Genomic DNA, 20266 nt, shown 5'->3' with positions numbered 1-20266 from the left:
GGTTTATGCCTCTTGTAGCGCTTGTTTTTTCTCATTGATTGCCGTCATGCTGATGCTGCAAACAATGATTAAGCCAGTTACGACCGTGTGCCAATATGAAGGTACACCGAGCAACGTCAGACCGTTCTTAGCAACAGCGAGCAAGATCACCCCAAGGACCACGCCAAACAGCGTACCTTTGCCTCCTGTCATACTCGTGCCACCAAGTACAACAGCAGCCAGTACCGTAAGCTCAAACCCCATAAGAGAGTTTGGAGCGACTGATTGGGTAATTTGGGTTTGAACCACTGAAGCAATGCCTGCTAGTGCTCCCATGTAGCCATAAACGAACAGATTAATACCAAAGAGGTTAATACCAATACGACTGGCCGCGTCTGCATTGCCGCCTACCGCGTAAATCTGACGACCTAAGCGGGTCTTAGACATCAGGAATGAGGTGAGGGCAATCATTGTAACTAAGGTTAAGATTGGCAGTGATAAACCGTAGTCATAGCCGTCGCTACCGGTAAACGTGAACAGCTCAATACCATCCATAAACCAGTCAGGAAAACCGTACAACCATTCGCCGTTACTAAAGTAAATCAGTAAGCCAAAGAACACGTTCAATGTTGAAATGGTAATGATGATCGCTGGCACCTTGAGTTTGTATACTAGTGTGGCGTTGATCATGCCAAGTAACACACCCACAACGGTTGCAATAGCAAACGCAATCATGAAGTTACCACCAATCGTCAAAATGTACGTCGCGGTGATGTACTGCGCAATCGCAGCGGTCGCTGGGAATGAGATGTCGATGCCGCCAGCGATAAGCACGACAAACAAACCACAAGCCATGATGCCTAGCAATGCAGAGCTGACTGACATATCAAAGATGTTTCCAAGAGTGAGGAAATCTTCAGAGGTAAAAGTCAGCACTGCGACAATCAACACAATCATCAATGAGAGGTAGAACTCATGACGCTTGGTGAATGAAGATAAGGAACAACGAAACTGGTTAAGCATTGACTGCCTCCATGATTTGTTGCTCGGTAGAGTGAGCGGGTTGGAAGTCATGAGTAAAACGTCCTTCTTTCATCACAATCACGCGGTGACTGTTGTAGAACACTTCTGGGATTTCATCGCTGACCATGATGATTGCCATTCCTTTTGCGGCAAGGTCTTTTGCGATGGTGTAGATTGCTTCTTTGTTGGCAACGTCGACACCCACGGTCGGAGAGTCAAGGATGAGCACTTCTGGTTCTGCGGCAATCCATTTTGCGATAGAGATACGCTGCGCATTACCACCGGATAAACTGGTTACCGGGAGTTTTGGGTCCGCGACTTTGATGGACAATGAAGAAATCAATCTATCGACGAGCTTGTTTGCCTTTAGATGGTCAAGAAAACCTGAGGGTTTCTTCAGTCTGTGCATGACTGAGGCAGTGATGTTGTCTTGAATTGCCTGTTCCATCACCAACCCTGTCGACATGCGGTCTTCAGAGACATAACCGATGCCTTGAGAAATCGCGGCACGGTTAGATTTGAATGTAGTTGGTTGGCCGTTTATGCGGATAACGCCGCTGTCTGGTTGAGTCATGCCGAACAGTGCCATGCACAATTCGGTTCGGCCTGCGCCAAGTAAGCCGGTGATGGAGACGATCTCTCCCGCACGAACTCGAAATGAAATATCGTCAAACTGGCCACGTTTTGACAGCTTTTCGACTTCAAGTTTGACGGCACCTTGCTGGTGGTAATCGGCAAGAGGTGTGAATTCGAATCGTTGTCCGGTCATTAGAAAAGCCAATTCGTCACTGTCAACTTCATTAGCTTGATAGGTACCGATGGTTCGGCCATCACGAATGACCGTGATTCGGTCGGAGATCTCCATTACTTCATCAAGCTTGTGGCTCACAAATACCACTGTGACGCCTTTGGATTTAAGGTCTGCGACCACTTCGATGAGGTGATTCACTTCGGTGCGCGTGAGTGAGGCGGTTGGCTCATCCATGATCATTAATTTGGCATCAGATGCCATGGCTCGGCAAATGGCGACGAGCTGACATTCGGCAATTGAAAGCTGCTCAACACGTTTATTCAGTGGTAATTTGACACCGACTTTTGCCATTGCTTGAGTTGCAATGCTCTGGATACGCTTTTGTTGCACCAGCCCTTTTGCCCATTCAACATGATCCTGAATGGCAATATTCTCTGCGACAGTCAAGTTTGGGAATAGGGATAAGTCTTGATAGATAACTTGAATGCCGTGCTCTATTGATTGCTGTGGAGTGAGTCGAGAGTAGCGTTTGCCCGCTAATGTGATTTCAGCGCCTTTCTCTGGTGCGTGAACGCCAGATATCACTTTAAATAATGTGCTTTTCCCACAGCCATTTTTGCCAGCTAAGCAGTGCACCTCACCCTGATTGAATGTTAGGTTTATCCCATCCAATGCCTTCACGGAACCAAAGTGCTTGGATACTTGCTTGAGGGTAATAAAAGGAGTTCCAGACATGATCATTTCCAATATGGTAGGGCGGCGTTGCACCGCCCAATTTAGAACAGAGTTTGTTTAGCTTAGAAACCAAGCTGACGTGCGTTGGTTTTATCCACTTCTAGAATCTTGTTAAACTTGATCACGCGGTTTTGCGTATCGATTTCTGCATCACCCAGCCCTTGGACATTGACCCCTTGTGATACGTCTTTGCCTTCGAGCATTTGCTTAGCAACGGCAACCATGGCGTAGCCTGCATCTGCTGGGTTCCACAAGAAGCCTTTATCAATCTCGCCACGAGCTAAGTACGGAGCAGCTTGGCTTGGCATCATAATACCCACGACGCTGATTTTGTCTTTTGCGCGTTTTTTCTTAATGGCTTCACCTGCGCCGATGCCACCTAATGAACCGTAAGAAACGATACCTGCCATATCTGGGTGTGCTTTCATCAGGTCATTCGTTGCGGCATAAGATTGATCGATGCTTTCAGCAACTGGCATACGGCTAGTGACTTCATACATGTCTGGGTAGGTTTTCTTTTGGTAATCGATCGCTAGATTTGCCCAGTTGTTATGCAGTGGCACCGTTAATGAGCCAACATAAACCGCGTAACCACCTTGCTTGTCCATATTATTTGCAAGCTCATCCATGGTTGCTTTCGCGTAGGCTTGGTTATCAATCGTTTCGATATCCCAATCCGCGCCATGTCCATCTGGTGATTCATGGGTTAATACGATAATCCCTTTCTCACGAGCTTTTTTAAATACTGGCTCCAATACAGTTACATCATTCGGTACCACAGTAATTGCATCAACGCCTTTGGCAATTAAGTCTTCAATAATTTTAACTTGTTGCGCTGGATCTGGAGTGGAAGGACCAAGCTGGCGGGCTGTCACGCCGAAATCCGTAGCTGCTTGTTCGATCCCTTTGTTCATTTGGTTAAACCAAGGAATGCCAGACACTTTAACTACGTTCACGATTTCATAATCTTTAGCTTGAGCTCCTGCCGCAGCAAGGGCTAGCGTTAAAGCTGCCGCTTTCAGTAAGACCTTTTTCATCTTCATCAATCCTTTATTTGTTATGTGTAGGGTGAGTTGAACCGATGAAACAATCTTAAGATGTATTTCAATAGAATATCGAGCACCAGATATTGAATTGTGACTTACACACGTTAATGTAAGTTTTGATATAAAACTATGTTATTAAAATGTATCAAGCGAGGCGTGGGGTAATTTAACTTTCAGTTATTTCTTTATTGTATGTCATTTAGTTTAACAAATTAAACATACTTGTAACATTTGCGTTGGGTTTGGAAAATGAATGCAGATCGAGGTGAGCAGGCAAGATTATTAAAGAGAGATCAATTGATGAAAATCATTGCTTAATCACAATAAATAGCAATTAAATATGTTGTTACATGTTATTTGAGTGGCATTCATCATTTTCGTTCACGAAAAGAAAAGTAGAGAACACAGACGGTTTGTAATTATATAACGAATAATAGTACTTGGTTTACACAAACGGCTACTGAAGTAGACCGTTCAGAACTAGAACTCGGTTCGAATCCTCACGCACATGCATCTCCTCTAGCCAGCAAGGAATTGGACAAAAGAAAAACCAGAGGACGACTAACCTCAACCGATGAAAGGTAGCATCTAGTTGCTCTTATCCACGACGCCAAGCAAAGTGGTTGCCGGTTAGAGTGCGCTTGTCATTAGGTGCAAATTAACCTGGGCACCTATAGTTGATGGTATCGACAAGGTGAAGTTCAGGCGGATAGAAGGCCGACCTGTATCAGGCCAGAGTCTGCTAACAAGCTCTCGCAGCAAGAGTGTAATGCGATTATTGAGGTATGGAACCGCCCAGAGTTCGTGAGCGTACCTCCTCCCTCCCCACTAAAGTGGAAGTCAATGATAAATATGCAAAAGGCAAGGTTTCCCCTTGCCTCTATTGAAATTATGCCGCATACCACCCATCAGCTAGCACCTCAGCTTGATCGAGAACCAGCTTAATCGCCTCTTCAGCCGCATCAGGTGGATATTTCCAACGACGGAGTAGACGACGCACAAGATTACGCATCCGTGCGCGGACACTTTCACGCTTCTGCCAATCTACAGTAGCTGACTTACGCAGTTGGTGGGTGAGTTCAATAGCTAGTTGACGTAGATTATCGTCACCTAGGGTGCGGACAGAAGCTTCGTTGGTGACCAATGCACGGTAAAACGCTATTTCATCAGTAGATAGATTGAGCTTGTCCATCATCTCAGCGTCAGCCTGCATCTCTTTGGCCCACTGGATCAGCTCTTCAATTACCTGTGCGGTTTCGATATTGCGGTTATGGTATTTTTGCAGTGTTGACATGATACGGTCAGAATACTTTTTCTCCTGTACCACATCGTTTTTCATCCGTGCTTTGACTTCATCACGCAGCAGCTTCTCAAGCAGCTCAACGGCGAGGTTTTTCTCTTTCATGTTCTTCACGTCTTCCAAGAACTCTTCAGAGAGCAAGCCAATATTGGGCTTATCTAAGCCAACGGTTTTGAAGATGTCATCGACGCCATCCGCCACAATTGCGTTGTTGAGGATCTGCCTCAAAGCAGAGTTTCGTAGCTCGTCATTACGTTTTTTATCGACTGTCGAATGCTTTAAGAATGCGGTCTTGACTGCTCCGTAAAAGGCGATTTCACTCTTAAAACCATCGACCTCATCCAAGGTATTACACAGTGAGAAGGCTTTCATCAGTGCAGCCATGACATCAAGAAAACGGCGTTTGCCATCACGAACTTCTTCACCTTTTCTGTTGCGGTGTGAAAGACCTGATATATGGTTTACGGCTCCCGGAAGCAGTTTCAGTGGTTTGGTTTCAAAATCCGGGCGATAATTGAAGACTGCACCTTCGACGGGCGAGGCAAACATCCCGCGAATCACGTCTATTTTTTCCATAAATACAGCGAAAGCTTCGGCGGTATCGACGGTAGGCTGGCCTTTACCTTGACTGTTGGTATAGGTATTAAGTGCGTTTTTAAGCTCATTGGCAATACCAATATAGTCAACAACCAAACCTCCGGGCTTATCTTTAAACACACGATTCACACGCGCTATCGCCTGCATCAGGTTATGACCTTTCATTGGCTTGTCGATATACATGGTATGACAACAAGGCGCATCAAAACCTGTTAGCCACATGTCACGGACAATGACTAATTGCAGTTCATCACTGGTGTCTTTGTAGCGTTTCTCGAACAGCTTCTTGGTCTTCTTATCATGGATATGAGGCTGCATTTTTGCTTTATCAGCGGCGCTGCCTGTCATAACAATTTTAATCACGCCTTTGTTTGGATCATCGCTGTGCCATTCGGGTTTGATGGCCACGATGGCATCGTATAAATCCACACAAATCTCTCGACTCATGGCAACAATCATCGCTTTGCCCGGAAAAGTTTCACAGCGAGTCGTAAAATGCTCTACCAAATCTTTGGCAACTTGTTTGATTCGCGGCTCTGCACCAACCAGTTTTTCTAGCGCCGACCAGTGTGATTTAATCTTCTCACGGCTGGCAGTTTCTTCGTCTTCACCAATCTCCTCTTCAACCTGATCGTTAAGCGCTTCGATTTCATCTTGGTTGATATCGAGCTTGGCGAGGCGGGATTCGTAGTAAATCGGCACTGTTGCGCCATCATCGACCGCGTCTTGAATATCGTAGATAGAAACATAATCGCCAAAGACACCGCGAGTGTCTTTATCATCCATTGATATTGGTGTACCTGTAAAACCAATAAAAGCGGCATTTGGCAGCGCGTCACGCATGTATTTGGAGTAGCCATAGACATAACGCTGATCAATCACATTGCCATTCTCGTCTTTGACATCAACAAGGCGAGCTTTATTGCCGTACTGGCTGCGGTGAGCCTCATCGGAAACTACCACGATATTTGAGCGTTCAGAGAGGATGGGATGTGCCATTTCCTCGTCGAGTAAGGCAAACTTCTGTACAGTAGTGAAGATGATGCCACCGGACTGACGATTAAGAAGTAAATCGCGTAATGAATCACGATCTTCAGCCTGTTGAGGGATCTGTTTTAGCGTTTCCTGCGCCATCGTGAAGGTATTAAATAGCTGACCGTCTAAGTCATTACGGTCAGTCACCACCACTAAGGTTGGGTTGTTCATCTCCGGCTGTTGAAGTAACTTACTCGCGTAGCAGACCATCGAAATACTTTTCCCGCTGCCTTGGGTATGCCAAACCACGCCCGCTTTTTTACTTCCGGGCACCACGGTATTGGCGTAATTTGCTCGTGACTCAGTAATTTGGTCAGAGGTTGTGGCAGCTGTGACGGTTGCCTTAACAGCCGCTCGGACGGCATGGAATTGGTGATAACCTGCGATTTTTTTGATGATCTTGTCGCCATCATTTTCGAACAATACGAAGTAGCGAATGTAATCGAGCAGCAATTCTGGTTTAAAGAAGCCACGCACCATGGTCTCTAATTGGAATTCGAGTAACGGCTTGTCGTCTTCACTTTCTATTGTCTTCCATGGCAAGAAGCGCTCTTTGTTCGCGGTAAGAGAACCGACTCGCGCCGTCCAACCATCTGAAATGACTAGCGCTTCGTTGAACACAAAGAGATCAGCGATTTCTTCTTTATAAGTTTGAATTTGATTGTAAGCATTCCAAATATCGGCGTGATCATCGGCGGGATTTTTTAGTTCGATGACTGCCATTGGTAACCCATTGATAAAGACGATTACATCTGGTCTTCGATTGACTTTGGTGCCCGTGATGGTGAACTGATTGACCACTAAGAATTCGTTATTCTCGCGGTCGTCAAAGTCAATTAATCGAACATGAGTATGCTTAGTCACCCATTGTCCGTTCTCCATTACCGAGTATTCAACAGGCACACCTTCGATTAAATATTGGTGAAAGAGTTTGTTGTTTTTAATCAGTACAGGCGTTTGCGGTGTGGCAACGATTTTTGCTACTTCGAGTAAGGTGTCACTGGGCACATTTGGGTTTAAGGTTTCCAAGGCAGAGACCAAACGCGCCTGTAGCGTGACTTGTTGATAGTTTTCACGCTCGGGTGTGTTGCCATCCGGTGCGATGTCATAGCCATTTTGGTATTGGTAACCTAGCTCTTTAAACCAATCGAGGCATTGTTGTTCTAGTTGGTCTTCAGTAATCATTAAGCCTTTGTCCTTATTATTTATTCCATGCGCTCTTAATCAACCGTCCGGTTTGGTTATAGATGCCAACCTGCTCAATGTAATGGTGGAAATCCCTATTTTCAGAGACGATTCGGTTTGCAGATTGCCAATCCACGTTGACTCTCTCTTGAGCTGGAATGAGTATTTGGCTATCAAACAAAGATTCAGTATCCAGAATCAGCACGCCAATCCCGTGCAAGCTCGACAACATTTGCAGCTCACCTTCAACGTCGCTATTTAAGCCTGTGGCAACAAGGTAGCCGAAATTGGCCCAACTCGAATTCGATACTGATTGGAAAAAGTATTTTCGTACATTGCCTTTGGTAAGATGTTTCTTCACCTCAAAAGACCAAAGCCGAACTGAGCTGTGATTACCACTGCGCACACAGCTTCTCACAATTTCATCCCAGCCTTGGTCGAGCGGCTCTAGCGCCACAACATCAGGATGTAACCAGTGATTGCCACCGTTGCCATGAGAGTTTTTAGATTTACGCTCGTCAATGCGCTGACAGTAAAGACCCAGATCCTTACTGAGGTACTCAATCAACATTGGGTAGAGATCCTGCTCGCTTAAGCTTTGCGGAACGAGAGGCGTATTGATGTCTGATTCATCTGTGTCACTAAGATCATCGTCATGATGAGCAGGTGCAGACTCCTGCTCCCAGTAGTAAATCCGAGGTCTTGGTTTGTCACGAGTGGCGACATTAGGACAAACTATTTTCGCTCTTTCAGTTCGTTCCCCACCAATTTCTGCCGCGAGCTGGGCGATAAGCTTTTCTTCGGTGTTGTATCGCGGGTTTTCTTGCTTCTCAGCGATTTCTTCTGGATACCGAAGCACAAATTCTTTGGCTAAATCCCGAGCAGTAAACTTCTTGTCGGGGTTCGCCTTGAGCGTTTCGATAATCATTTCTACTCGGGTTGCCATCTTTATTCCTGATTAATGTTGAACGACGGAATCAAGTAAAACTATTGTTTTACCGTTACCTTTAACAACGCCAATAGACTCTAAATATTGCAAGCTTTGCTCAAGCTCCCTTTCGTCCATAGGAGGTAACTCTAAGAAAGCAAAACGCTTAGCTTGATCATTGAGTATGCAGTCAATCGATTTGTCTTTTGCTTCATGAATGGTAGTAAGCAAAACTGCATCTCTCGGTTTTATAGGCGTTTTTTTTCCAAAAACAGCCGTACACACTTTAGTTAATACTCCTAGCGGAATAACGTTATTAGTAACTATCTCTACTGTTCCGGACATAAGGGTTTCAGTAGCTATATTTCCAGCTATTTCACTATAAGCTCCATCAGCTCCAGTTAATTCTGATAAAGCTTTAATCGCTGTCGGCACGTGAACATGAGTGCCACCGTTAGAACCAAATGTCCCACTAACAGTAATTAAGCCAATATATCCTTTAGGAAGGCTTTGCTGGCTTGGCTTAAATTTAATACCAAAATCTAAGTTATCTAGAAGAGTATCTACTATCTTGTCTGTAGCAAGACTACTGGATACTTCCAACTCGATTTCGCCGGAAAGCAATTTAGGGAGCAAGGTATCACGAAGTTTAGCCAGACTTTTATTTTGGTTTTCATTTGAAGCCATTTGAGAATAGAAAGGCTTTACTAATTCCCCAAAGTGTTGCATTAACTCTTCACTAGGAATGACTATTTCGTGAATCATAAAATCTGGCCAGTGCCCCTTATACTCAACGAATTTTTGCTTTCCTTGAGTTGCCAAATAAGACCAATAGATGTCACATCCATTCAGTTTGAAAGGTAATACGTTTTGTATAGCCGAGAAGTCATAAGTGACTAGTTTCATGTAGCAAGTGTGATTCGCAAAAACAATGATTGGGTTATCTAAACTAGCTTTAACCCCCGGATTATCATTGTGGTAACCAATAATTCCAGACTTCCCTTGATCCAAAATTGGGACTAAGCCTGACTCTACAGCCGTTTTTTGACTGTATTTTTTACCAACAGAGTATCGCTCAACTACATCGCCAATTTTCTTAACTTTCCAACCCTCGGGAATCAAACCCAACTCAGACTCAACGAGCTTTTCTGGGAATAGCGAGGCAGTCGCCGCATCCATACCCTCTGGTTGCTCGCCGTTCATCTTAGCTTTGACTGGGTCGAAGTCGACAAACCATGACTTGAAGATGGCTTGCGCCATTTGTTCTAGGGTTTGGTTGGTTTGGTTATTCAGCATCACCTTGTCATCTAATATACCCAACAAGGCAACAATATCGTCTTGCACCTCTCTCTTGGGCCATATCACTTCCATTGGGTGAACATGATTACGATTAAGTGCGGGGTTTGCAGCCCCAACATCCATCCCTTTCAGTTTTTCAGCAATACTCGTAAAGAAGTAGTATACAAAGCGAGGATTATTACCTTTAAAGTCCTTGACCCAAAGACTAGTATCATGCGGCCAGAAAGAACTATCCAAATAGAATACGGTACCTAGACTTCCTTTTCGTCCCAAAACGACTCCGGGGCCATCAACCTTGGCTTCATTGTGATAACTCGCTATACCTCCAGATGATACCACTGGTATATCTCCCGGAATTTGCTGCTTCTTCGTGATATCGAAACCACGCTGTAAGGTAATTTGATTTCCAATAGTTGTTTGGAAATAGTTAGATGACATAACCTAACCCCGCCAAGTTCTTTTTAATTTCCGCTTCTAACTTGGCAGATTCAGAAAACTGCGAACTCAGTTTTTCAGTTAAGGTCGCCATCTTTTCAGCATACGGAACGCCATCATCTTCTTCATCAGCAGTGCCAACGTAACGACCCGGAGTCAGAACAAAATCGTGTTTCTTAATATCTTCTAACCTTGCAGATTTGCAGAAACCCGCTTGGTCTTCGTATGTCACGCCGTTAACTTCGTATCCCGTCTTCCAAGCATGGTAGAGATCAGCGACTTTCTGAATATCATCGCGAGTGAAATCACGTAGTACACGGTCTTTCATATAGCCAAGGTTACGCGCATCAATAAACAACACTTCACCTTTGCGATCACGCAGCTTACGACCTGATTTGTCGGTACGAGCTTTCTTGTTTTTGGTTAAGAACCAGATACAAGCCGGAATCTGCGTGTTGGTAAACAGTTGTCCCGGAAGCGCGACCATACACTCCACCAAATCGTTCTCGACCAAGGCCGCACGAATTTCACCTTCGTTGTTGGTGGTTGAACTCATCGAACCATTGGCAAGTAACAAGGCTTGAGAACCATCTGGTGCAAGGTGGTAAAGCATGTGCTGCATCCAAGCAAAGTTTGCGTTACCTGATGGTGGTGTGCCGTAAACCCAACGTGGATCGTTATCATCAACACCAGTATTCCACTCTTTCATGTTGAATGGAGGGTTAGCCATGATGAAGTCAGCACGTAAATCAGGGTGTTGGTCGTTGGTATAGGTACTTGCAGGTTCCTTACCAAAATCGTAATCCAAGCCACGGATTGCCATGTTCATCGCCGCCAGTTGCCATGTGGTGTAGTTATATTCCTGACCGTAAATCGAGATTCTTTGTTTTTGCGTCAGCGGGTCGATTTCTTTTTGGTTGGCTCTACGTTCAATAAACTTCTCTGATTGCACAAAAAAGCCACCGGAACCCATTGCAGGGTCATAGACACGGCCTTCAAACGGCTCAATCATCTCAACAATCAGCGAAACGATTGATGCAGGCGTATAGAACTGGCCGCCTTTCTTACCTTCAGCAAGCGCAAATTGGCCTAAGAAGTATTCGTAAATATGACCAAGTATATCTTTACTGTTCAGGGATTTATGATTAAACGGAATGGTCGCGATTAGGTTGATCAGCTCATTAAGTTTTGCCTGATCAATTTTTAGAGCGGCGTAGTGCTTGTTGAGTACGCCTTTTAGCTTCTGGTTGTCGCGCTCAATACCTTCCAAGGCGTTATCAATCAGATGCCCAACAGACGTGATTTTCTTCGTCTTACCATCAATAACCAAATCGGCACCGCCAATGACCATCGGGCCATTGTCTTGCAGGAATTTCCAACGAGATTCAGTTGGTAGCCAGAATACGTTTTTCTCTTTGTAGTAATCACGCTGTTCTAGCTCAATCGCGATTTCTTGTTCAAGCTCTTCAGCCGTGTAGCCTTCAGGGTCAAGGAAGTACTCGTGATCAGGGTTAGCGAAATCTTGTTTTAGCTCTTCTTGGCGAAGCGTGAAGGCATCAGACACGTATTTAACGAAAATTAAGCCAAGCACCGCATGTTTGTATTGAGAGGCATCGAGTGACGCACGGAGTTTGTCTGCGGCAGTCCAGAGCTTACCTTCTAGCTCTTTGAGGAATAGTTGTTCTTGTTCGTTCATTACGGGTTTCTAGAGTTTGGAAAATTGGCCTTATGATACCAGTCACTACGCAAATTTCCTTGAGTTCTGCCTTACTTAACAGTGATTTTTATGAAGTAAGGAGCACATTATGGTTGCTTGGAATAAAGGAAAAAGAGTTGGGCAGAAGAAAGCGTTCAAATTGGAAGACATTTGGCGAATCCGTATTCGGTTGGAGCTTGAGGAACGGTTATTTGAATTGGCGCTGTTTAACCTTGCCATCGATAGCAAGCTCAGAGCATGCGACTTACGTAACCTAAAGGTACAAGACGTTAGCCGCAGTGGCTGCGTTATGTCACGAGCTATTGTGAAGCAACAGAAAACCCATCAAGAAGTGCATTTCGAGATCACGCCTAAGACCCAACAAACCTTATCTCAATGGATTATCCTGAATGGTCTGACACCAACCGACTACGTATTCCCAAGTCCACGCCGTGAAGGGCAACCAATCTCCTATCATTACTACACGACTATGGTTAACAGATGGGTAACGGAAATCGGTTTAGATGAATCTCAGTATGGCACACATTCGCTACGTAGAACCAAGGCTTCTTTGATCTACGCTAAAACCAAAAATCTTAGGGCTATTCAGTTACTTCTGGGTCATGCTAAGCTCGAAAGCACGATTGAATACCTTGGTGTCGAAATTGAAGATGCGCTAAGGATTTCAGAGAGTTGTGAGACTTGAGGAGTTCACTTTAATGCCTGCTAAACAAAAGCAAAATGTGCGTACTAGGTTTAATTATCGATTAAAAGAGTTGCATATCCATAACCTGAAAGGAATTACCGACTTTTCTTTAGAGTTCAACCAAGAGAAAAGAGTAACAGCGATAATTGGTATGAATGGTTCAGGCAAGTCCACAATCATTCATGCCCTCGCATGCTCTTTCAAACCTAAGGGTAAGCAAACCTCAAAAGATTACAATCGTTTATCTGATTTTTTCACACCGAATAAACACACTGACTGGGATGATGCTAGCTTCACTTTAGACTTTACTTTTGATGAAAGAAACCCAAACAAAGAACCACAAGTAACGAACAAAAGTCACAAAGAGCGGTTCTATAAGAAGCAAGGGGCTAAACAAAGTCGTTGGCTACCAATCTATGGTCGTCGTCATGAACGAGAAAGCGCATATATTGGCCTACAAGATCTATCTACATTAAACGAAAACAAAAATGCAACTCGATACAAAGAGTTCGACACAGTTGAACTTGCGCATGAGGCGGCAGATAAGATAAAGCAAGACATGATCTATATTTTAGGTCGAAATTATGCAGCACTTAACAGTCATACCTCCAAAAAAGGTGGGAAAGTGCACACTATGTTTGGATTAGAGCACAACGATGTAGCCTACAGCGAACACTCAATGGGGGCAGGTGAAAAGCGTATCCTTAGCATTTTGTATACCCTACACAATCCAGTCATTGCAAAAGGTGGTTTACTGTTAATTGATGAGGTTGATGTCCTTCTTCATGGTGCCGCATTTAAACGACTAATTGAGAAAATAGTCCAGCGTGCTAATGAAAACAAAATCGAAGTCATTTTCTCTACACATAGAGAAACTATCACCGACTTCAGTGACCAAATAAATATTGTTGGCGTTTTAAATACTGGCAAAAATGTGGTTCCGATGAAAAATACAAACCCTCAAATTATGAGTCAGTTAACTGGGAGTATAACTAAACCGTTCCATATCGCTGTTGAAGATGATTTAGCTGAGGAGATCTGCCTGAATCTAGTATATCGATACCACATGCAGGATTATATCGAAGTTTCCAAATTCGGTGCATGGAGCAACGCTTTCGCTCTCCTTGCTGGCAAGTCTCTAATGAGACATGACATATCGAGCACACTATGTGTATTAGACGGCGATGTTTGTCGAACAGAAAAGGAACGAGATAGTGAAGTACAAAGACACCTGAACGGTAATGACCGAGAGAATGATCGCAAAGTTATATTGCAGCAAATTAAAGAGTTTAAAATCAAACAATTTGCCCCTCAGGGTCAAGTAGGTAGCCCAGAATACAACATTAAAACTTTATTCGAAGAGCAAGAGTTTGACGATCAACGCCTTAATGATCTTGTTGCATTCTCAAGAGGTGTTGTCGGACTTGATGACTGGCATAGTTACTTTGAGCGATTGGCTTCTGCTTCCGGTCACAGGCAAGCAAGATCAAAAGTCTTAGAGTCACTAGAAGATACTGAAGAATGGAGAAATTACTGTGCTGAGATATCCCATTGGATAGAGAGCAAAGCTAAAGAGGTACAAGTAAACATACCGCGACCTGAACGACAATTAGAAGAAACCTAGATCATCAAGTCACTCTCTTAGCGAGTTATCTCAACTAACTCGCTTTTGTCCCTTTTATCCTCACAGCATCAACAAATCCATAAGACGCTATGAAAAATAAAACTCAAACAAAAATTCAAAAAAGATGGAATGATGCGCTTGATAACGGCTCCATTACTACTTCGAATGAGATCGTTGACTTCGGGTTTAGCTCTCAGGGTAAAGATTACTATGATGCTGCAATGGTCTTGCAAAGGAGCAACGTAAATGGCACTCCGTATTATATGCTGTTATCACTATCAATAGAGTGCTACCTAAAGAGTATACGAACGATAACATACTGGAACGGCGGTAGAGGTGTAGGTGTTATGCATGAAAAAGGGCATGACTTATTACTACTATTTTCGAATTTGAGCAGTAAACACCCCGATGATGCTCGCTATTTAATCAACCAGTACCAGATTTGCTATAAAAGAGATTTACGTGATGACCTAGCGAGAATCGCGAACGTATTTACGCATCAGCGATATCCTTACCAAGCAGATCATTCAATACCGCAACCTAGTAGAGGATTTCTGTATCCTAAACAGACCGAAGAAGCAAAGCTAGATAACCACACATGCGTCGATATCACGGCTTTGGAAACCGTGGCAGATTTTCTGAATGAAGAACTAACTTTTGCTACTAACAACTAAATATGTAGCAGAATTGCTTTTTGTCCCCAACCGAGTTACGAGGGCTATTTGTTGTGTGTGATCACCAAACGATTTTGTCATATGTTAGCATTTCAGAGGGCTACAGGACTGATGATTGTTATTCTAATTATATCACAATCTCATAGTGTGATATAATTACATTTATATCACACTATTGAGTTGAATGAGATAGGATCGTCATGGGAAACTTTCCAGCAAATAGAAAAAACCAAGTGACGCTGTCACAGTTACATTCTCAAGATAAAGTAGAAATAGAGTGGCGTAAAACTCAAAAAAAACTACGGCGCTTCCGCGTTAATTTCCCTGACTTATCTGATAGTTTTGCTCCTGACTGGGCATTGTTACCGGCGGTACGAAAAAACTTGGTTGCCTTTGAAGAAAATCGTGGTGGTCATAGCGTCAATACACTAAAGATGCTGGCATTCGTTGTTAGAAAGTGGGATGAGTACTGCAAGTCTCACCAAATTTATAGCTTTCCTATCAATAGCGAAATATTGTTGAACTGGTTCAAATGGCAAAGGCTCGAGTTTAACGTAAAGATAAACAGCCTTAAGCAGTATCGAGCACAACTCAGTTTGTTCCATAAGATAATGGGGGTTGAAGATGTGACGAAGTCGCCTTCGTTAACCAGTTTTTTTAGATCACTCATGAAAGACGAAATGGAACTAAGCGGAACTCAAGTTATTGAGTTACAGGCCAAGCCATTTCGTAAGCATCACTTAAAACAACTGATGGACATTTGGGGTAATGAAAAAATACCACTTTCATACCGAGACTTAACTGTCCTAATCGTCGCCTATGGTACTCTACTTCGAGAAGGGGAAATAGGGAAAATACGCAAAAAGCATGTTAAATTCCTCGAAAATGGCGACATAAACATCTATCGTGTAACATCTAAAACAAGCATATCTCCCGAACCCAAAAGGCTAACCGGACAGTTCTCAAAGATATTGAGGCGTTACATTGAACTGTATTGCACATCACTGGATGAGGATGACTTTGTTTTCTGTTGGCTCACAAAAAAGGGACATCGACCGGCTGGTTACAGGCAGACCCCTATGAGTGGTATGACAATTGACAGAATATATCAGCGTGCTGACCGTTCTCTTGAGAAGTGGGGTTACGGTGTAACGAAAAATCATGATGGTCATCGCTCGGTTTGGAGTGGACACTCTAGCCGAGTGGGGGCTCTCCAAGATGGCTACGCTGCCGGTTTGTCACTTACCCAACTCATTCAGCTTGGAGATTGGAAAAGCAATGAAATGGTTCTGAGATACCTACGTGGCTTAAGTAATGACGATAGCCCGAATCTACTATTGCAGGGTTAGCAATTTCGCCGTAAACCTTTGCCCGATAGGCAGTAAGTAGTCACCCTTCACTATCTATGCAATTCTTGGTCACATTAGGTCAGTTGTGAAACTAATTACCGTTAGACATGGTAACTGACAGTTTTTCAGCGTGAACTGAGTCAGTATCGGACGCCGAGTGTCAGGGATAGGGAGTCCATATCGTTCGTTATGTGCCGTAATGAAATCTCAGTTGTGCTATCAGAATTGTTTCATCTTGATACCGATAAATAATTCGATGTTCATCGTTGATGCGGCGAGACCAATAACCGGATAAGCCATGCTTTAGTGGCTCAGGTTTACCGATACCGTCATATGGTTCACGCTGTATATCTTTGATGAGGATATTGATTCGCTTGAGAATTTTTTTGTCGGTCTTTTGCCAATACAAATAATCCTCCCAAGCATTGGTTGAGAAAGTTAACTTCATTCGAGCAACTCTCTTTCTTGTCCTTTACCAGACTCTAGTTCTGCGACGGATTCGAGTAATCGTCGAGCGTTGGTAGGGGCACGCAAGAGGTATGTCGTTTCTTGCATTGCTTCGTAGTCTTCTAATGAAATCATCACTACAGGTGCTTCGCTCTTGCGTGTGATGATGACAGGGGCATGGTCATTGCAGACTTTTTGCATTGTAGATGCAAGGTTTGCTCTGGCTGCGGTGTAACTAATGGCGTCCATTTCTCACTCCAAACTGTTCATGTACATAATTAGGTACAGATTATAGCGACACATAGCAAATTGCTCAAGCAGACAGCTAACCTTTGGCGATTTTGGTTTGGTCGCGAGGGACGTCGATATCGACCTCTCCATCATCGGTGATAATTGATTTACCCGAGTAGCCATTACGGGAGTTGGACTGGTTCTGGATTGGTGTTTTTGATATCCAAGGTGCTCATCGAGTTCAGCGTTTAATGCCGTTTCAACGGTCACCTTGGTTAGCATTGTTTGGAAGTCATCAAGATTCAGATTCTGTCTTAATTGACTTTGCTGCTGGATGTTCAGTTCCTGAACAAACCATTACCAAATTGATGTCTCCGGATCTCAAGAGGCTATTTTAAGAGCATTTTAATTCTTTTCAGGTTTGACACCCTCCCCTAGCGAATTCGCTAGGGGAGGATGTCAAAGACAACACGTGATTTGATTTTGATTCTTAGTTCACCTATTCTTGTTGTGTTAAATATTAACACAACAAGGTGAAGTTATGTCACGCACAACTAGTGTTACAATTGGCTCTCAGTTAGATGAATTTGTCGGTCAACTCATAGCGAGTGGTCGCTATGGCTCAACAAGTGAAGTAGTTCGTTCTGCATTGCGGTTACTCGAAAGGCAGGAGAAACAAACTACTGCTCTAAAAATGGCAATTGAAGCTGGTGAAAAAAGCGGCGAGTGCTCATTATCCCTCCATGATATCGCGGCCAAAGTAAAGCAGAAACACAATGTATAAACTGTCCAACCTTGCCGCAGAGGACTTTGAGCAAATTTTTGAATACACGCTACTGAACTTTGGCATAGAACAAGCCGATGTTTATACAGACAGTATGCATAACGTTTTGCTAACCCTTTCCGAGCAACCATTGATGGGCTTTGAGTGTACGGAAATTGCTGAAGGGCTTCGTCGTCACGATCATAATAAACATGCTATTTATTATCGAGCACACTCTCATGATATTTACATCATTCGTATTCTTCATCAGCAGATGGAGCCGTTACTGTACTTACATGCGAGTATTTAGTGACTACTCACCGCCCTAATCGGCCGATGCTTCTTATTTCGTTAGCCGTTGCTCGATAGTATCGAGACTTACGCAGCTTCGCGTTAGTTGGTATCGGTGATTTGAACGAAAGTAGCTACATGGTCAACCTAGGCTGGTTCTCGGTACAAGAAATGGTGTCATCGCCGAAGTAAAATTGACCCACCTGAGTCAAACTATCCATTCGTACACATGGACAAAGCGGCGGATTATGATCAATCAGGAGCAACTAGTGGAAATACACGTTTTACATCAGCAAGGGCGAAGCATCCGCCGCATCGCAAAGGATATGGGTATATCAAGGAATACCGTTCGCACTTATCTTCGAAATAAAGACAAATCACATACAGTCTACGGGTATCGTAACTCATTGTTGGACATTTCTGAGTTACGACAATGGGCTGATTTCTACCCTTCGGATAACTTCTGGCATCCTAAAACGTTAAAGACCACCGTTGTTGGCGGTGGTCGACGTGACAGGAAATGGACATTAACGTGCATTCCTGATCTGCGGTGTCAGATTTACTTTATGCAAAGCTTTCCTCGAAATATGCAATATACTGTACTCTCTGCAAATACTCTTACCTTAATTCACGTTTCAATATTTTTACATATTGGTTTGGGAAGTACTGGAATCGCTGCGGATATAGCTATCAACAAGCTGCCGCCACTCATCAGGCTTGCCATAAAACTCAGTGTGAGGAAGTACTATAAGCTTATTATTAACTTCAAGGATCAGCGTCGGATACCCATAAACCTGTAACCTCTGCATCAACAGTCGGCTTCTCTGTATTTCTTCCTGCTCAATACCTAGATTTGCATTCATAGTTTTATGCCACTGTGCGCCTTCTAATCCTAATTTTACTGATAGCTCCTCGAGTACTTCGGGATGATTGACCTGCTTACCATCAACATAATGGGCATGCTGAATGGCTTTCAACATATCTAATGGGGTGATACCCAATTGCTTTGCTGTTAGAATTGCGCGTGCTGTGATGAAAGAGTCCAAAATCATTTCATCGTTGCCTTTCACTCGCTGGATATATTCTTCTCCAAACTGTGCTCCCGTCATTTTGGCAATGCGCTCGTCATTGGCGAGGATATGACTCCGAAAATCGGGCTCGATAGCCTTGTTGTCAATCATACCGCCGGGGTGAAGCACCAACTCAATCTCGGTGTTAGCTGCAATTGCAGCTAACAGAGAAGTAGCACCGTAACACCAACCACACATCGGGTCGAAAAAGTAGTGTACTTTTACCATTTCATTTCACCCATATGTACTTTAGCACCAATACTTAGAGCCATAGGCAGTTGTGCATCGGGATAGCTTGCAGACATTTTGTCTATCACTTCAGCGCTATTCTGGCTACTACTTTTCGCCTGCTGGAAGTCTGCCAGATACTGCTGCGAATAACTTATAGTGCTTGCATCAAGCTTAGTTCCGGCTTTCATGTGCCCCGGAATGACTATCTCCGGATTTAGCTCCTGTAGTTCTTGCAACTGTTTAACCCATGCTTTCTGGCTACCCTCAGACTGCGCGTCAGCCATCCAAAGGTGCAAATTGCCGTATACGGCGACATTGCCCAGAACCGTTTTGCTAGAAGGAATCCACAAGTAAGGACGATGAGCCAACTCTCCTTGAGTGCCACGAATCTCGATTTTGTGTCCATCAACTGTCAACGCATTGTCTTCGATAGCTTGTGGTAGATACGGTTCAACCGGAGCATTGCTCCCCATTTTAGGCCCCCAAAATGCTAGTTTTCCTGCGAGCTTTTTCTCTATGACCTCAATCACTGCCGGGGTACTCAGAACTTGCGCTTTCGGGAATAGTGCATGTAGTACTTCTGCTCCAAAGTAATAATCTGGGTCGGCCTGACTAATAAAAATAGTTTTCAGCTCTTTGCCACTATCAAGAACTTTTGCGGCAATGCGCAGAGCATCTGCTTTGGTAAAGCCCGTATCGACTACCATGACTTCACTTTCACCGATTACTAATGTTGAGTTTACGTGGAAGCTGTTCTTGTCAGCGTTATAAACATCAAGAGTTAGTGGTGTATTTTCCGCTGCGGTTGCATTTGTGGCCAGTAAGACAGATGCGGTGATTAGAGTTAATTTTTTCATACCGTTCTCCTTTA

16 protein-coding genes and 3 pseudogenes are annotated in these 20266 nt (G+C 43.8%); 7 read left to right on the top strand and 12 right to left on the bottom strand.

The window, feature by feature from the left end:
- Positions 1–3: 3 nt before the first annotated feature.
- The 7 genes and pseudogenes from AC6R0R_RS15770 to AC6R0R_RS15740 form a co-directional block, all read right to left on the bottom strand.
- A complete protein-coding gene (locus tag AC6R0R_RS15770; protein ID WP_500627397.1) occupies positions 4–1002 on the bottom strand; it encodes an ABC transporter permease in 999 nt (332 codons plus the stop codon).
- Positions 995–2488 (bottom strand): sugar ABC transporter ATP-binding protein, encoded by a 1494-nt coding sequence (locus tag AC6R0R_RS15765; RefSeq protein ID WP_500627396.1) that lies wholly within the window; start codon positions 2486–2488, stop codon positions 995–997. The genes AC6R0R_RS15770 and AC6R0R_RS15765 overlap by 8 nt, the downstream gene beginning before the upstream one ends.
- 62 nt (positions 2489–2550) lie before the next feature.
- Positions 2551–3525 (bottom strand): substrate-binding domain-containing protein, encoded by a 975-nt coding sequence (locus AC6R0R_RS15760; RefSeq protein WP_500627395.1) that lies wholly within the window; start codon positions 3523–3525, stop codon positions 2551–2553.
- A gap of 898 nt (positions 3526–4423) precedes the next feature.
- Positions 4424–7651 (bottom strand): type I restriction endonuclease subunit R, encoded by a 3228-nt coding sequence (locus tag AC6R0R_RS15755; RefSeq protein WP_500627394.1) that lies wholly within the window; start codon positions 7649–7651, stop codon positions 4424–4426.
- Positions 7652–7667: 16 nt separating this feature from the next.
- Positions 7668–8597 carry a COG2958 family protein gene (locus tag AC6R0R_RS15750; RefSeq protein WP_500627393.1) on the bottom strand — a complete coding sequence of 310 codons (930 nt, stop codon included), beginning with the start codon at positions 8595–8597 and terminating at the stop codon, positions 7668–7670.
- Between the two features lie 1080 nt (positions 8598–9677).
- A pseudogene (locus tag AC6R0R_RS15745) lies at positions 9678–10316 on the bottom strand (restriction endonuclease subunit S); the annotation flags it as partial.
- Positions 10306–12009 carry a class I SAM-dependent DNA methyltransferase gene (locus AC6R0R_RS15740; RefSeq protein WP_500627392.1) on the bottom strand — a complete coding sequence of 568 codons (1704 nt, stop codon included), beginning with the start codon at positions 12007–12009 and terminating at the stop codon, positions 10306–10308. The gene AC6R0R_RS15740 and the pseudogene AC6R0R_RS15745, both read right to left, overlap by 11 nt.
- 109 nt (positions 12010–12118) lie before the next feature.
- Between AC6R0R_RS15740 and AC6R0R_RS15735 the strand changes: the two genes are divergently transcribed.
- From AC6R0R_RS15735 to AC6R0R_RS15720, 4 genes are all read left to right on the top strand, one after another.
- A complete protein-coding gene (locus AC6R0R_RS15735) occupies positions 12119–12715 on the top strand; it encodes a tyrosine-type recombinase/integrase (protein WP_069497426.1) in 597 nt (198 codons plus the stop codon).
- A gap of 13 nt (positions 12716–12728) precedes the next feature.
- Positions 12729–14339, top strand: coding sequence for an AAA family ATPase (locus AC6R0R_RS15730; protein WP_500627391.1), 1611 nt, complete (start codon positions 12729–12731; stop codon positions 14337–14339).
- Between the two features lie 89 nt (positions 14340–14428).
- A complete protein-coding gene (locus AC6R0R_RS15725; protein ID WP_500627390.1) occupies positions 14429–15013 on the top strand; it encodes a hypothetical protein in 585 nt (194 codons plus the stop codon).
- 200 nt (positions 15014–15213) lie between these two features.
- Positions 15214–16362, top strand: coding sequence for a tyrosine-type recombinase/integrase (locus AC6R0R_RS15720; protein WP_500627389.1), 1149 nt, complete (start codon positions 15214–15216; stop codon positions 16360–16362).
- 187 nt (positions 16363–16549) lie between these two features.
- Here AC6R0R_RS15720 and AC6R0R_RS15715 read toward each other — a convergent pair whose 3' ends face one another.
- The 3 genes and pseudogenes from AC6R0R_RS15715 to AC6R0R_RS15705 form a co-directional block, all read right to left on the bottom strand.
- A complete protein-coding gene (locus AC6R0R_RS15715) occupies positions 16550–16810 on the bottom strand; it encodes a Txe/YoeB family addiction module toxin (RefSeq protein WP_500627388.1) in 261 nt (86 codons plus the stop codon).
- On the bottom strand, positions 16807–17058 hold the full coding sequence (locus AC6R0R_RS15710) for a type II toxin-antitoxin system Phd/YefM family antitoxin (RefSeq protein ID WP_486018677.1): 252 nt from the start codon (positions 17056–17058) through the stop codon (positions 16807–16809). Before AC6R0R_RS15710 ends, AC6R0R_RS15715 begins: the two co-directional genes overlap by 4 nt.
- 97 nt (positions 17059–17155) lie before the next feature.
- A pseudogene (locus AC6R0R_RS15705) lies at positions 17156–17398 on the bottom strand (transposase); the annotation flags it as partial.
- Between the two features lie 183 nt (positions 17399–17581).
- Between AC6R0R_RS15705 and AC6R0R_RS15700 the strand changes: the two are divergent.
- The 3 genes and pseudogenes from AC6R0R_RS15700 to AC6R0R_RS15690 form a co-directional block, all read left to right on the top strand.
- Complete coding sequence (locus AC6R0R_RS15700; protein ID WP_500627387.1) at positions 17582–17824, top strand: type II toxin-antitoxin system ParD family antitoxin; 243 nt, start codon at positions 17582–17584, stop codon at positions 17822–17824.
- On the top strand, positions 17817–18113 hold the full coding sequence (locus AC6R0R_RS15695; protein WP_500627386.1) for a type II toxin-antitoxin system RelE/ParE family toxin: 297 nt from the start codon (positions 17817–17819) through the stop codon (positions 18111–18113). Before AC6R0R_RS15700 ends, AC6R0R_RS15695 begins: the two co-directional genes overlap by 8 nt.
- Positions 18114–18342: 229 nt before the next feature.
- Positions 18343–18462: pseudogene (locus tag AC6R0R_RS15690) on the top strand (helix-turn-helix domain-containing protein); the annotation flags it as partial.
- Positions 18463–18738: 276 nt separating this feature from the next.
- Here AC6R0R_RS15690 and AC6R0R_RS15685 read toward each other — a convergent pair.
- Together AC6R0R_RS15685 and AC6R0R_RS15680 are read right to left on the bottom strand one after the other, a co-directional pair.
- Positions 18739–19392: a DsbA family protein gene (locus AC6R0R_RS15685; protein ID WP_500627385.1), complete on the bottom strand. Its 654-nt coding sequence runs from the start codon at positions 19390–19392 to the stop codon at positions 18739–18741.
- On the bottom strand, positions 19386–20252 hold the full coding sequence (locus tag AC6R0R_RS15680) for an MBL fold metallo-hydrolase (RefSeq protein ID WP_500627384.1): 867 nt from the start codon (positions 20250–20252) through the stop codon (positions 19386–19388). The genes AC6R0R_RS15685 and AC6R0R_RS15680 overlap by 7 nt, the downstream gene beginning before the upstream one ends.
- Positions 20253–20266: the final 14 nt, after the last annotated feature.

This window comes from Vibrio sp. R12-SW3-ISO1, from assembly GCF_059834005.1.
This window is presented reverse-complemented; position numbering and strand designations above follow the sequence as displayed.

Coding starts and splice junctions, on each gene's coding strand:
- AC6R0R_RS15770 (WP_500627397.1), bottom strand. CDS start 1,002: ATGCTTAACCAGTTTCGTTGTTCCTTATCTTCATTCACCAAGCGTCAT.
- AC6R0R_RS15765 (WP_500627396.1), bottom strand. CDS start 2,488: ATGTCTGGAACTCCTTTTATTACCCTCAAGCAAGTATCCAAGCACTTT.
- AC6R0R_RS15760 (WP_500627395.1), bottom strand. CDS start 3,525: ATGAAAAAGGTCTTACTGAAAGCGGCAGCTTTAACGCTAGCCCTTGCT.
- AC6R0R_RS15755 (WP_500627394.1), bottom strand. CDS start 7,651: ATGATTACTGAAGACCAACTAGAACAACAATGCCTCGATTGGTTTAAA.
- AC6R0R_RS15750 (WP_500627393.1), bottom strand. CDS start 8,597: ATGGCAACCCGAGTAGAAATGATTATCGAAACGCTCAAGGCGAACCCC.
- AC6R0R_RS15740 (WP_500627392.1), bottom strand. CDS start 12,009: ATGAACGAACAAGAACAACTATTCCTCAAAGAGCTAGAAGGTAAGCTC.
- AC6R0R_RS15735 (WP_069497426.1), top strand. CDS start 12,119: ATGGTTGCTTGGAATAAAGGAAAAAGAGTTGGGCAGAAGAAAGCGTTC.
- AC6R0R_RS15730 (WP_500627391.1), top strand. CDS start 12,729: ATGCCTGCTAAACAAAAGCAAAATGTGCGTACTAGGTTTAATTATCGA.
- AC6R0R_RS15725 (WP_500627390.1), top strand. CDS start 14,429: ATGAAAAATAAAACTCAAACAAAAATTCAAAAAAGATGGAATGATGCG.
- AC6R0R_RS15720 (WP_500627389.1), top strand. CDS start 15,214: ATGGGAAACTTTCCAGCAAATAGAAAAAACCAAGTGACGCTGTCACAG.
- AC6R0R_RS15715 (WP_500627388.1), bottom strand. CDS start 16,810: ATGAAGTTAACTTTCTCAACCAATGCTTGGGAGGATTATTTGTATTGG.
- AC6R0R_RS15710 (WP_486018677.1), bottom strand. CDS start 17,058: ATGGACGCCATTAGTTACACCGCAGCCAGAGCAAACCTTGCATCTACA.
- AC6R0R_RS15700 (WP_500627387.1), top strand. CDS start 17,582: ATGTCACGCACAACTAGTGTTACAATTGGCTCTCAGTTAGATGAATTT.
- AC6R0R_RS15695 (WP_500627386.1), top strand. CDS start 17,817: ATGTATAAACTGTCCAACCTTGCCGCAGAGGACTTTGAGCAAATTTTT.
- AC6R0R_RS15685 (WP_500627385.1), bottom strand. CDS start 19,392: ATGGTAAAAGTACACTACTTTTTCGACCCGATGTGTGGTTGGTGTTAC.
- AC6R0R_RS15680 (WP_500627384.1), bottom strand. CDS start 20,252: ATGAAAAAATTAACTCTAATCACCGCATCTGTCTTACTGGCCACAAAT.